This window comes from Corynebacterium marinum DSM 44953, assembly GCF_000835165.1.
In the GTDB taxonomy this organism is placed as follows: Bacteria; Actinomycetota; Actinomycetes; order Mycobacteriales; family Mycobacteriaceae; genus Corynebacterium; species Corynebacterium marinum.
On record NZ_CP007792.1, the window covers coordinates 49,744 to 63,246 of the forward strand.

General features: G+C 63.9%; 10 protein-coding genes. 6 read left to right on the forward strand and 4 right to left on the reverse strand.

The annotated features are described in order from the left end of the window. Nucleotides 1-148: 148 nt before the first annotated feature. The gene (locus B840_RS12595; protein ID WP_003859486.1) at nucleotides 149-1,630 is read right to left on the reverse strand and encodes a multicopper oxidase family protein; all 1,482 of its coding nucleotides are present in this window, start codon (nucleotides 1,628-1,630) and stop codon (nucleotides 149-151) included. A 70-nt stretch (nucleotides 1,631-1,700) separates the two neighbouring features. Beyond that, nucleotides 1,701-2,276: a CueP family metal-binding protein gene (locus tag B840_RS12600; protein ID WP_042622821.1), complete on the reverse strand. Its 576-nt coding sequence runs from the start codon at nucleotides 2,274-2,276 to the stop codon at nucleotides 1,701-1,703. A gap of 403 nt (nucleotides 2,277-2,679) precedes the next feature. Between B840_RS12600 and B840_RS12605 the strand changes: the two genes are divergently transcribed. The 6 genes from B840_RS12605 (at nucleotide 2,680) to B840_RS12630 (ending at nucleotide 9,105) form a co-directional block, all read left to right on the forward strand. Then, nucleotides 2,680-3,402, forward strand: coding sequence for a response regulator transcription factor (locus B840_RS12605; RefSeq protein WP_003859491.1), 723 nt, complete (start codon nucleotides 2,680-2,682; stop codon nucleotides 3,400-3,402). Beyond that, nucleotides 3,399-4,586: a sensor histidine kinase gene (locus tag B840_RS12610; RefSeq protein WP_042622822.1), complete on the forward strand. Its 1,188-nt coding sequence runs from the start codon at nucleotides 3,399-3,401 to the stop codon at nucleotides 4,584-4,586. The genes B840_RS12605 and B840_RS12610 overlap by 4 nt, the downstream gene beginning before the upstream one ends. Nucleotides 4,587-4,633: 47 nt before the next feature. Continuing rightward, the gene (locus tag B840_RS12615; RefSeq protein ID WP_042622823.1) at nucleotides 4,634-4,975 is read left to right on the forward strand and encodes a heavy-metal-associated domain-containing protein; all 342 of its coding nucleotides are present in this window, start codon (nucleotides 4,634-4,636) and stop codon (nucleotides 4,973-4,975) included. 50 nt (nucleotides 4,976-5,025) lie between these two features. Further along, on the forward strand, nucleotides 5,026-7,245 hold the full coding sequence (locus B840_RS12620; protein ID WP_042622824.1) for a copper-translocating P-type ATPase: 2,220 nt from the start codon (nucleotides 5,026-5,028) through the stop codon (nucleotides 7,243-7,245). A gap of 57 nt (nucleotides 7,246-7,302) precedes the next feature. Continuing rightward, nucleotides 7,303-7,965, forward strand: coding sequence for a DUF305 domain-containing protein (locus tag B840_RS12625; RefSeq protein ID WP_042622825.1), 663 nt, complete (start codon nucleotides 7,303-7,305; stop codon nucleotides 7,963-7,965). Nucleotides 7,966-8,052: 87 nt separating this feature from the next. Further along, nucleotides 8,053-9,105 carry a type II glyceraldehyde-3-phosphate dehydrogenase gene (locus B840_RS12630; protein WP_042622826.1) on the forward strand — a complete coding sequence of 351 codons (1,053 nt, stop codon included), beginning with the start codon at nucleotides 8,053-8,055 and terminating at the stop codon, nucleotides 9,103-9,105. A gap of 111 nt (nucleotides 9,106-9,216) precedes the next feature. Here B840_RS12630 and B840_RS12635 read toward each other — a convergent pair whose 3' ends face one another. Together B840_RS12635 and B840_RS12640 are read right to left on the reverse strand one after the other, a co-directional pair. Further along, nucleotides 9,217-10,101: a fructose bisphosphate aldolase gene (locus B840_RS12635; RefSeq protein WP_042622827.1), complete on the reverse strand. Its 885-nt coding sequence runs from the start codon at nucleotides 10,099-10,101 to the stop codon at nucleotides 9,217-9,219. 251 nt (nucleotides 10,102-10,352) lie between these two features. Further along, on the reverse strand, nucleotides 10,353-13,499 hold the full coding sequence (locus B840_RS12640) for a beta-phosphoglucomutase family hydrolase (RefSeq protein ID WP_229676669.1): 3,147 nt from the start codon (nucleotides 13,497-13,499) through the stop codon (nucleotides 10,353-10,355). Nucleotides 13,500-13,503 lie beyond the last annotated feature (4 nt).

The window sequence follows — 13,503 nt, forward strand, 5'->3', positions numbered from 1 at the left end:
GAGAACTCCTTCGTCCGGGAGGGTGGGAAAGAAACTGGTGTTCTGGCTCTCCCGGAGACCAGTACGCCACCGAAGCAGGTCATAGTGCTGCCCGGTGGGCGGTCTGCAGCGACTCTGCCCACCTCGGCACTCAACCCTGCTGTGGGGGTTACTCGTAGCGAAGCGAGCTGACCATCCCGGTTTCCATGTGATAGGCGTTATGGCAGTGAAATGCCCACTCACCGGGGTTGTCAGCGATCAGGTCGGCGATCATGGTTTCACCGTGGCGGAGAAGGACGGTGTCCTTGCGTAGCCCGCCGCTGCCGGGCAGCGCCCACGTGTGGCCGTGGATGTGCATGGGATGGGGCATCATGGTCCTGTTGCGCATGACCATCCGCAGGCGCTGGCCCTCCTGCACGGTCGCGGAGGAGGATTGGCCGTCGGTGAGAATGCTCCATTCATACGGCATCATCTGCCCGCCCAGGTCGATGCTGACTTCTCGGTCTGGTGTGCCCTCGGGCAGGAGTGCACGGTCTGCTGGCTTCAGGGAGGACAGAAGCAGTCCGGTGGACGACAACTCGGGGAAGTCGACATCGGGGCGGGGGGCCTGGCCGCCGGCGGTGCGGATGACGGCGAAGGCGCGGTCGTCCTTACCCACCGCCAAAGCCGTGAGCGGGAAGATGCCGTCGCCGAGGATGACCTCGACGTCGACACGCTCGCCCATCGACAGGTAGATCGATTCGGTCTCCCAGGGCTGGACAGGGAAGCCGTCGGTGTGGGTGACGGTCATGCGGTGACCACCGAGGGCCACCTTGAAGATGGTGTCACCGCCGGAGTTGATAAACCGCAGGCGGGCCTTGTCGCCCGGGCGAGCCTCGAAGGTCCGGTGAGCACGGGGGATACGTCCGTTGATGAGGTAGTGCGGATACATCACATCGCCGACATCCCCGCCCAGTACCCGGTCCGGGGTGCCGTGCATCATCTGGCCGTGACCTCCCATTCCCATCCTCCCGTTATGGTCGCCCGAACCCATTCCGGTGAGCTTGTCGAGCTCATCGTCGGGAGTGCCCTGAATGCCATCGACCCAGTCGTCGAGCACGATGGTCCACTCGACGTCCTGGTCCTCAGCGTCTTGCGGGTCACGGATGATCAGTGGGGCGTGGAGGCCGCGATCAAGCTGCAGGCCGGTGTGGGAATGGTAGAAGTAGGTGCCACCGTGGGGGACTTCAAAAACATAGGAGAAAGACTCGCCAGGTTCAATGGGGTCCTGGGTCATGCCGGGCACACCGTCGGCTGCGTTGTGGAGTGCGATGCCATGCCAGTGGATGGAGGTGCTCTCAGGCAGTTCATTGGTGATATCGACCTGGAGGACGTCGCCGGCGGTGGCCTCAATGGCCGCATCCCCGGTGTCAGAGACGTATCCCCACGTCTTGGCTTCGATGCCGCCGATATCCAGGGAGAGGGGCCGGGCGGTCAGTGTCCGGCGCACCGTCGGCTCACCGAGCGCAGTGGGGGTGGGAGTGGGGCGAAGGGAGGGACCTGGTGCCGAGGCAGCGGGTCCAGGGTCGCTGGTGCAGGCGGCCACGGCCCCGGTGCCGGCCAGGACGAGCCCGCCGAGCAGAAACTGTCGTCGGGAAAAACTACTTGTCATGGTTAAACCGTCCTTGGTGCAAGTCTGAGTGACACAGGGGAAGGATCAGGGGAAACCCACTGCTGAGGCATCAGGTCAGGCGCAGGTCCGTGACACAGGTGGCACCGTCGTCGGTGGTGGAAAACTCCGTGGTGCCGGTACGCCCCTGGTAGCTGACCTCAATCAGGCCGGTGGCATCATCGGGAAGCCAGAAGCCAATAAACCCGTTGTCGAAGGTGGTTGTCGCCTCGTCCACCAGCACCTCACCGGTCGCCTCATCGGTGATCGTGACCTGGATATCCTCATTGTCGAGTTCCCCCAGGCAGGTCGTGAGGCTGTGGTAGAAGCAGTCGTGGGTGGAGGTGATATACGGAGCAACCGAGACATACGTCTGATTGTCGGGAAGATCGACCACGACTTCCTGGTCATCGCTCGAGAGCAGCAGTTCATCGGCACGCACGGAGGCGATCAGATCCGTGGGACGCTCAGTGACCTTCTGCCGGTCGAGGTGATCAATGATCTCCACCGCGTCCATGGCGGCCAGGCCATGGGTAGTCAGGAATGTATCCTGGGACACCGTCCCGTCGGCGGTGGGTTCCGGGTCGGCGGCCGAACACCCCGTGAGGGCGAGGGCAAGGGCGGCGGCTGCGATCGCTGCTCGTTTCACGTCAATCTCCTTGGATCGTGGTAAGACCGTGAGAAGACACCGCCTCAAGGTCGATGCCATACCTTTATCTAGCACGGGTGCCTGACGGCCCAGAAATCAAAAACCCTGCTCACAGCCTTATAACAGGGCGAAAAGGGGGTGACTCCGGTGGGCTGGGTCACCACCGGGACACCACCCCACAGCCGTGGGCGATGTCCTTCTACCCGCCCCGGGTATGCGGTGCAGGCAGTGAAATCCCTGGTGGCGCCTGCTGAACTGACCAGGGGAGGCGATGCCGCCGGCCCGGGGTGGGGCACAGGGGTGACGGCGGTCGAAGGGTGATGTTTGAAGATTTGATGAAGATTTCCCCGCCGGGCACTGAGCGAGGGTGGTATTCCCCCCGGCCGAAGCGATACTGGGGTCTATGGCTGACCGCACACCGACCACCGCCACGCCCCCGGGGCGGGTGCTGGTCGTCGATGATGAACAACCCCTGGCTCAGATGGTGGCCTCCTACCTCATCCGGGCCGGCTTCGACACCCGCCAGGCGCACACCGGCACCCAGGCCGTGGACGAGGCCCGTCGCTTTTCCCCCGATGTTGTGGTGCTGGATCTGGGGCTGCCCGAACTCGACGGCCTGGAGGTGTGCCGACGGATCCGCACCTTCTCGGACTGCTACATCCTCATGCTCACCGCGCGTGGCAGCGAGGACGACAAGATCAGCGGTTTGACCCTGGGGGCGGATGACTACATCACCAAACCTTTTAGCATCCGGGAACTGGTGACCCGGGTGCATGCGGTGCTGCGCCGCCCGCGCACCAGCACCACCCCACCGCAGGTGACCACCCCCTTGATCGTTGGTGACCTCATCCTTGACCCCGTCGCCCATCAGGTGCGGGTGGGGGAGACGACCGTGGAGCTCACCCGCACGGAGTTCGAGCTGCTGGTTGCCCTGGCCCTGCGCCCCGGCCAGGTGCTGACCCGCCACGACCTGGTCACCGAGGTCTGGGACACCACCTGGGTCGGTGATGAACGCATCGTCGATGTCCACATCGGCAACTTGCGTCGCAAGCTCGGCACCGACACCCGGGGCCGGGGGTTTATCGACACCGTGCGTGGCGTGGGCTACCGGGTGGGGCAGCCATGAATCACGGACCCGGCCTGACCTTCCGCTTCCTGGCCGCCCAGGTGTTGGTCGTGGTGATTAGCCTGCTGGTGGCCGCGGCCGTGGCCACGATGGTGGGCCCGACCCTGTTCCATGATCATATGTTGATGACCGGCCGGGAGGACCCCTCGCTGGAGCTGTTCCATGCCGAGCAGGCCTACCGGGACGCCAACCTGATCACCCTGGCCGTCGCCCTGCCCACCGCCTTGATCAGCGCCCTGCTGGCCAGCCTGTGGTTATCGCGTCGCCTGCGCACCCCCCTGCAGGATCTCACCCGCGCCGCTACCAGCCTGACGGCCGGCAACTACCGTATCCGCGTGCCCGCCGGAGAAGCAGGCCCCGAGGTCACCACGTTGGCCCAGGCCTTCAACACCATGGCTGATCGACTCGAACATACCGAGGACCTGCGACGGCAGATGCTCTCGGATCTGGCGCATGAGATGCGCACCCCGGTCTCCGTGCTGTCGGTCTACCTCGACGGTCTGGAAGACGGCGTGGTGGACTGGGACCTTGCCACAAACTCAGTCATGGCGGAGCAGCTCACTCGCCTGACCCGGCTGGTGGAGGACATCGACGATGTCTCCCGGGCCCAGGAAAATCAGATGGACCTGGATGTGACCGAGGAAGACCTCGGCCAGCTCCTCCACGCCACCGCAGCAGCAGCTCAGGAATCCTACGTCGATAAGGGCGTCGGGTTGCAGGTCGAGGCTGCCACAGGCACGGCCAGGGTGGTCGTCGACCCTCAACGCTTCGGCCAGGTCATGGGCAACCTGCTGACCAACGCACTGCGCCACACCCCGCCCGGCGGTCAGGTCACCATCGGTGCCGCCCGCCGAGGGGCCGACAGTGTCCTCATCAAGGTCACCGACACCGGGGACGGGATGACTGCAGACCAACTGGGGCACATCTTCGAGCGGTTCTACCGCGGGGACACCGCCCGCGACCGGGACCACGGCGGTTCTGGTATCGGCCTGACCATCTCCCGGGCGCTGGTGGAAGCTCACGGCGGGACACTCACCGCTACCTCTTCCGGACCTGGTGCCGGATCGATCTTCACCATCGCTCTTCCGCTGCTCCCGGAAAGAACCGCACTGATGAGCGCCGACCGTCCCGATGAGACAACGATTCTCACTACCCCTCGAAATATACCCCATAGGGGTATATAGTGAAAGGCGAGACCTTGCCCGATTCACCGATCCGAAGGAGCGATCCGATGACCACCCCGACTCCCCCCTTGCTGCCGATGGCCTCCGACGGCTGTGGGTGCTGCGCACCCTCTGCCCCCTCTACGCCTTCCGTGAAAACCTCCTCCGCCCCTGCCGCCACGAAAACCAACGCAGGCCCCGATGTTCCCACCGTCTACCAGGTCACCGGCATGACCTGCGGGCACTGCGCGAAAAGCGTGACCCAGGCCCTTCAGGCCCTGCCCCAGGTCGACGACGTTCAGATTGACCTCACTGCTGGTGGTGTTTCCACCGTCACGGTCACCGGTGTCGTACCCCCGGAGATGGTTCGCCGGGCCATCGAGGAGGCCGGCTACACCGTCTTGTCCTGATCGATTCGCCCATCATCTCGACCCCGACCGGGTTGAGCGGAAGGAACCTCATGAGCACTCCCCACCACCACGGTGATCACCCCGCCCCGGAAACAGACCACACCCACCACCCGGATCATGCCGGTCACGAGCACCATGCGGATACCGACACCCACGGCCAGGCGATGCCGCACGAACACCCGCACTCGGCCCTGGATGAGGAGCACCAGGTCCACAGTCACGGCGACCACGCCGGTCACAGCACCGCGATGTTCAGAAAATACTTCTGGTGGTCGCTGATCCTGTCGGTGCCGGTGGTGTTTTTCAGCCCGATGTTCGCCGATCTACTGGGATACAGTATTCCGGAGATTCCGGGAGCCTACTGGATTCCTCCGGTCCTGGGCACGATCATCTTCCTCTACGGCGGCACCCCCTTCCTCAAGGGCGCAATGACCGAGCTGAAATCCCGCCAACCGGGCATGATGCTCCTGATCGCCATGGCCATTACCGTCGCATTCCTCGCCTCCTGGGTCACCACCCTGGAGATTGGCGGATTCCACCTGGATTTCTGGTGGGAACTGGCCCTGCTGGTGACCATCATGCTGCTGGGCCACTGGCTGGAGATGCGCGCTCTTGGTGCAGCCTCCTCCGCGCTTGACGCCCTGGCCGCACTCCTGCCGGATGAGGCCGAAAAAGTGGAAGACGGGACCACCCGCACCGTCGCCATCTCAGAGCTCACCGTCGACGATGTCGTGCTGGTCCGAGCCGGTGCCCGCGTCCCGGCCGACGGGACCATCATCGACGGAGCGGCCGAATTCGATGAGGCCATGATCACCGGCGAATCCCGACCCGTCTACCGGGATACCGGTGAGCGCGTGGTGGCCGGCACCGTGGCCACCGACAACACCGTCCGTATCCGGGTGGAGGCCACCGGTGGGGACACCGCCCTGGCAGGCATCCAGCGCATGGTCGCCGACGCCCAGGCCTCCTCCTCCCGGGCCCAGGCCCTGGCCGATCGAGCCGCAGCCTTCCTGTTCTGGTTCGCCCTGATCACGGCCCTGATCACCGCCGTGGTCTGGACCATCATCGGCAGCCCCGACGATGCGGTAGTCCGCGCCGTGACCGTGCTGATCATCGCCTGCCCGCACGCCCTGGGCCTGGCCATCCCGCTGGTCATCGCGATCTCCTCCGAGCGCGCCGCGAAATCCGGGGTGCTCATCAAGGACCGCATGGCACTCGAGCACATGCGCACCATCGACGTCGTGCTCTTCGACAAGACCGGCACCCTGACCGAAGGCGCACACGCCGTCACCGGCGTGGCTCCGGCCACGGGTATCGCCGAGGGTGAGCTGCTGGCCCTGGCCGCCGCCGCTGAGGCCGATAGTGAGCACCCCGTGGCCCGCGCGATCGTGACTGCCGCTGCCGCCCACCCCGAGGCCTCGCAGCGTCAGCTGCGCGCAACCGGTTTCACCGCCGCCTCCGGCCGCGGGATCCGGGCCACCGTCGACGGTGCCGAAATCCTCGTGGGCGGGCCGAACATGCTACGCGAGTTCAATCTGACCACCCCGGGTGAGCTCACCGACATCACCGGTTCCTGGGCACAGCGAGGTGCCGGAGTGCTCCATGTCGTCCGCGACGGTGAGATCATCGGTGCGGTGGCAGTGGAGGACAAAATCCGCCCCGAATCCCGCGCGGCGGTACGCGCCCTGCAGGCCCGCGGGGTGAAGGTGGCGATGATCACCGGTGACGCCACCCAGGTCGCCCAGGCAGTGGGCAAGGATCTGGGGATCGATGAGGTCTTCGCCGAGGTTCTGCCGCAGGACAAGGACACCAAGGTCACCCAGCTGCAGGAGCGCGGTCTGAGCGTGGCCATGGTCGGCGACGGTGTCAATGACGCCCCGGCCCTGGCCCGGGCCGAGGTCGGTATTGCGATTGGCGCGGGTACAGATGTGGCGATGGAGTCCGCCGGGGTGGTCCTGGCCAGTGATGATCCCCGGGCCGTGCTGTCGATGATCGAGCTCTCCCATGCCAGCTACCGCAAGATGGTCCAGAACCTGGTCTGGGCGACCGGGTACAACATCGTGGCCGTTCCGCTGGCCGCCGGTGTGCTCGCCCCCATCGGTGTGCTGCTTCCCCCGGCGGCCGCCGCCATCTTGATGTCCCTGTCCACGATCATCGTCGCCCTCAACGCTCAGCTGCTACGCCGGATCGACCTGGACCCGGCTCACCTGGCTCCGACCGACCGGAAGGAGGAGAAGGCTGCTGTGAGCTCTGCAGCCACCGTCCGCTGACTTTCAATCCTTCATCGACTCCCCCCCCCCATACACAACCTCCGAAAGGGAACCCCCATGAAGCGCACCATCACCATCGCCGCTCTCGCCTTGACCTCCACCCTGGTGTTGTCCGCCTGCGCAGATAACACTGAGGGAGAAAACACCGACACCACGACCATCGCCACTACGTCCGCCCCCGACACCACCGAAACGACCGGGGCCACCACGGATCCTGAGACAGAGACGGGGGCGGCCGGAGAGGTCTCCGCCGAGCACAATGACGCGGACATCATGTTCGCGCAGATGATGATCCCGCATCACCAACAGGCCGTGGAGATGAGTGAAATCCTCCTGGCCAAGGACGATATCCCGGCCGAGGTCATCGAGTTCGCCCAGGGTGTTATCGATGCCCAGGGCCCGGAGATCGACCGGATGAATACCATGCTCGAGACCTGGGAAGAAGATCCGGTCACCGGTGATATGGGTGAGATGGACCATGGCGGGATGAGTGGAATGATGAGCGAGGAGGACATGACAGCCCTCGAGGACGCCCAGGGCACCGAGGCTGCCCGGCTCTACCTTGAGCAGATGACCGCCCACCATGAGGGCGCGGTCGACATGGCTCGCGATGAGGTCACTGATGGCCAGAACCCGCAGGCCATCGCTCTGGCTGAGCAGGTCATTGAAGACCAGGAGGCCGAGATCGCCGAGATGGAGCAGATGCTCAACAAGCTCTAAACAAGGACATTGCCTGACCACCCCAGATGAGAAACACGACGATACGACCATCGGGTCAAACCAGAATTCTCGGGAAGGACAAAGAATATGCCAACTAGGATCAAGGTTGCAGTAAACGGGTACGGCGTCATCGGCAAACGGGTAGCCGACGCGGTGAGAGCCCAGGAGGACATGGAACTCCTCGGTGTCAGCGACGTCACCACCGATTATCGGGTCGCCACCGCCATCACACTGGGCATCCCGGTCTATGCTTCCACCGAAAAATCCCACCAAGAGATGAGCGCTGCCGGCTACCCCGTCGCCGGGCACCTACCGGATCTACTTGATGACGCTGACGTCGTGGTGGACTGCACCCCGGCCAAAATCGGGGCCGGCAACCTCGACCTCTACCGCACGCATGGAGTCAAGTCCGTGTTCCAGGGCGGGGAGAAGCACAGTCTCACCGGACACTCCTTTGTGGCCAACGCCAACTACAGTTCCACCCTCGGACGCGACACCACCCGCGTGGTTTCCTGCAACACCACCGGCACTGTCCGCACCCTTACCGCACTCAAGAACGCTGGGTTGCTGTCCAAAGCACGCGGAGTGCTCGTCCGACGGGCCACCGATCCGTGGGAATCCGATCACTCAGGGATCATGAACACCATCGTTCCCGAAGGCAATATCCCCAGCCATCAGGGCCCGGACGCCCAATCGGTGGTCCCCGACCTGGATGTGGTGACCATGGCGGCCAAGGGAGCACACACCCACAACCACCTGCATTTCTGGACCATCGAGCTGACCCGTCCGGCAGACACAGAAGAGGTTCTCGAGGCGTTGAAGGCGATGCCGCGGATCGCTTTCGTGCGACGCTCCGATGGAATCGTGGCGGTCAACAGCACCGTCGAGTTGATGCGAGATCTAGGCCGGCCACGGGGCGATATGTATGAGGTCGCCATCTGGGAGGACATCCTGACCGTCCAGGGCAATGAGTTGTTCTTGACGTACACGGTCGACAACCAGGCCATCGTCGTCCCCGAGAACATCGACGCGATCCGTGCCCTGGCTAGCACCGTGGAAGACGGTGATGAATCCATCCAGCGCACCGACCGTGCCCTGGGGGTGCGCGCGGACTTTGTCTCCCCTGCGCCCACCAGCTGATTCACGCAGCAGACACCCACGGCGGTGCCCGACCCAGGTATGAGCGATCTGGGTCGGGCACCGCCGTACGAACAGGTGATCAGCTGCACCGCGCCTTCTTTGAAGGCGTACTCAGGTGCGTGAGGCTTCCGCGATGGTGCCGATTGTTTCCGCCAGGACAGCGTCGAATTCGCCGTCATCCTGGGTGAGAGTGAGCCCTTCGGTCAGGGCGCGGGAGAAACTGGCGATCATCCCTGGGTTGCGTGCCAGGCGAGCGTTAGCTTCCGCGCGTGAGTAGCCGCCCGATAGTGCCAGCACCCGGATCACCCGCCGATGTTCCACGAACTCGCGGTAGAAGTCATCAGTTTCCGGAAGCGTCAGTTTAAGGATGACCGCCTGGTCCTCCTTCAACTGGTCCAGCTCTTTGCGCAGGGTCACCCGGAGCTGGTCTTCTACCTCGATCTTCCGGGGGCTGTGGATGTCGACCTCAGGCTCGACAATGGGTACCAGACCGAACCGGAGGATCTGCTGAGCGATCGCGAACTGCTGCGCCACGACAGCGTCCACCCCCTGCCCGGGAAGCCTGATGAACGAGCGCATTTTGGTGCCGAACATGTGCTTGCTTACCGCACGCTCGAGCAGGTTGTCCAGATCAGGGAGGGGCTTCATGACCTGAGCCCCGTGGGTTTCTTCCGCCAGGCCCTTGTCAATCTTGAGGAACGGCACAATGTCTTTGACTTTCCACAGATAATCCCCTGTAGGCATTCCCCCGATGTCGCGGTCCATTGTGTCCTCGAACAAAATCGCCCCGAGGATCCGGTCACCGTCGAAACTGGGGCTGGTAATGATGCGAGTGCGCATCTTATGCACCAGAGCAAACATCTCCTCCCCACTGGAGTAGGCGTCCTCGTTGATCCCGTAAAGTTTCAGCGCTTTCGGGGTACTGCCCCCGCTTTGATCCAACGCCGCGATGAAGCCGGTACCGGCCCTGACCTTGTCGTATTTTCCTACGTCCATGAAACGTCCTTCCGCCTAGCGAGTTGTGACCATGTCGTGGAGCCCACTGTGCCTCGGTCCCAGGCAACTGTGCTCGTTGTCGTATCCCGGTACGGTTCCAGTCCAGTTAGGTAAATACCGAGGATCTGCGTCATGACGGTTCTTCCCCGGTGGTGCCCGGCCAGCGTGGGTCTTCGGCAGCTGTGCTCTCCGCCGAAGGGAACCGGTCATGCTCCTGGCTTCGGCCTGCTTGGTAGACATCATGGGTTTTCTCACCTGGTTAGGTCCGGGGTAGATTTGTTCTGCAGGCCGCGTCGTGCCTCGAATAGGTCCGTTGACTCCCCACCGGCGAGTTCCACATACGCTCCCGCGCTCCCCACGTAGATGGGTGGCGCAGTACTGGGGTGTAGTCGGATCAGGAGACTATCGATGCCCAGGGCAACATCGATCAGGTGTCCGCGGTACTGGATCTGGAATTCCACTTTTCCCAGGTGGGTAGGCAGTCGGGGAGCGAAGGTGAGGGCGTTGGCTTCGGTTTGGAGACCGGCGAAAGAGCGGGTGAGGATATCCACCGTGCCTGCCATTGCACCCAGATGAATTCCTTCGCGTGTGGTTCCCCCCTGGGTGTCATCCAGGTCCGCGACAAGGGCTTCGCGGAAAAGGGCCCAGGCCCGGTCTTCGTTGAAGCGGGAGAGCACTGAAGAATGGACCACTCGGCTGAGTGTGGATCCTTCTGAGCTGCGGGAAACGTAGTACTCTACGGTGCGTTTCAGGTCAGTATCGGAGAAAGAATAACCGAGCCTGCCGAGTTGGTTGATGACACCGGCTGGCCCCAACAGATAGATGGGCATCAGGACATCGGCCTGTTTAGCCAGTTTATACCGATTGGTGGTGTCGTTTTCGGCTTCCAGGATGAGGTCTAACCGACCGATGTTGCCGTACTTCGCCCGGTATCGCGCCCAGTCCAATTCCAGCAAGTCCTCATACCCGTCGAACTGACTGATGATCCCGTCGGCGTGGAACGCGACGGTCAGGGAGCTGCTCAGCTGGGACCAGTGGTGGATTTCGTCGGGGGTGATCTGCAATCGGTCGATGAGGTCATGTTCTTGGTGGCCGGCCAGTTCCCGGAGAGCGTCGGTCGCCCGTTCACAAACCCAGGAGAGAAGAATGTTGGTGTAGGCATTATCGGTCAGGCCCTCTCCGGGATGATCCGGATAGCCATCGTGGTATTCGTCTGGCCCCATCACCCCGGTAAGGTGATGTCTTCCGGTGGAGTCATCGTAGGTAACCAGTGAGGCAAACATCCTGGTTATCTCGATGATCAGTTCCGCTCCGCGGGTGGCCAGCCAGTCTCGGTCACCCGTGGCCTGAAAATACTGCCAGGCGTTGTAGGCGATGGCCAGACCGACGTGGCGCTGCCGACTGGAGTTGTCCGGCATCCACCGGGCGGATCGTGGATTGTATAGCCACTGGGGTGTCTCCTCCCGCCCGTCGCTGCCGCTCTGCCACGGGAACAGTGCCCCCTTGAGACCCTGCGCCCAGGCGGCGGCCCGCGCAGCGTCCAGCCGCTGCCACCGGTACTCCAGAAGTGCTTGGCTTACCTGAGGCAGCCGCAGCCCGATAACGGGCAGGACGAACAGTTCATCCCAGAAGATGTGCCCGCGATATCCTTCCCCGTGCAGGCCCCGGGCCGGCACCCCGGCATCCAGCTCGGCGGTGTGCTCTGATATTGCCTGCAGTAGGTGGAACACGTGCAGGTTGAGTATCAGCCGGGACTGGCGGTCCCCGTCGAAGGTGACCCCGAAACGATCCCACAGGCGACGCCAGGCTGCTTCATGGTTGTGGAGCAGGGTGTCGAAGTCGCCCGCATTGTGGGAGAGCTCGGTGAGCGCTGCTTCTCCCGGCGAGGAGATCGCCGCATCCCGGGAGGTTACTATCGCCGCGGTTTTGGTCATCGTGGCTGTTTCCCCGTCGATCAGCTGAACATCACAGTTCCGTAGGTATCTCCCGCCACCATTGTTAACGTCACTGGCCGTTACTTCCCGGCCAGGGAACTCTGTGCGCACCGCGAGGGCGATCCGGATCTGGCTCTGGTTGGTCTCCACCTCACACAGGACGGTGTCCTCGTCTGTGTCGGTGACGACGGCGTTCGTCAGGTGAGCCTGCCCGCTGCCGATGTAGTCACGGACGTTGGTGTTGGTGACCTGCGCATCAATTCCGGCCCGGATGCCGACCGTACCGCTGAACCCCTGTGCCGTCACAGTGGTTTGAAGCGCCGCCAGGTGGGGATTGTCCATCGAGACTAGCCGCCGCTGCACCACGATAAGCTGGGCGTTCCCGGGGCCGGTGAGGGTGGCCCGGCGGGTGAGCGTACCGCGGCGCAGGTCAAGTTCGCTGCGATCCTCGGAGACCTCCATCTCTCCGGTGGACCACCAGGGACCGTCGCCGATGCGGACGTCGACCGGCAGCCAGTTGGGGATGTTGACCAGGTGCTCTTCTTCCAGTTCGCGGCCGTGGATGATGCCGGTAGTTCGGTTGTAGACACCCGAGAGGTAGGTCCCCGGATAGTGGATCCCGTCATCGCGGCGCTCCGGACGCGCACCGCGCGTGGCCATGTAACCATTGCCCAGGGCGGTCAGAGCCTCCCGATGCCCCTCGTGGGCCGGGTCGAATCCCTCGTAAACCAGCAGCCAGGGATCGGTGCGCAATGCACCCAGATCCAACTGGCCCACATCACCCAGGACGACGTCGGCACCCGCCGCCTCCAGTTGCTCCCGGTACCCGGCATGATCGATCCCCACCACCAGTCCGAAACCGCCACCGCGGCCTGCCTTGACCCCGGACACAGCATCCTCGATGACCACGGCACGCTCCGGGGACACACCGAGTCGACGCGCCGCCTCGAGGAACATCGCCGGATCCGGCTTGCTGGGCAAACCCTGATCCGCGGCCACCAGGCCGTCAACGATCACATCAAACGCCGACTCCAGGCCCGCGGCCTCCAACAGAGCCTGCGCGTTACGGCTGGCTGTGACGAGGCCCACGGGGATGCCGCCGCCGCGCAGACGTTCCAGCAGCGCCACGGCTCCGGGATAAACACTGACACCATCACGGGCCAACGCGGCCAGGAACAGGTCATTTTTACGGGACCCCAGTCCGGCGACAGACCAGGCATCCGGTCCGTCCCCCGGGCTGCCGGTGGGAAGCCGGATGCCGCGGGAGGTCACAAAGGCGCGGATGCCGTCTTCGCGGCTGCGTCCGTCCACGTAAAGCCGGTAGTCCCGGTCGGCGTCGAACGGTGGCGTATCCGCTCCCACTCCGGATCTGGAGTCGGCCAGGACGGAGTCGAAGAGCTCCTTCCAGGCCGCCGCATGCACGCTGGTAGTCCGGGTAACGACCCCGTCCATGTCGAACAGCACCGCA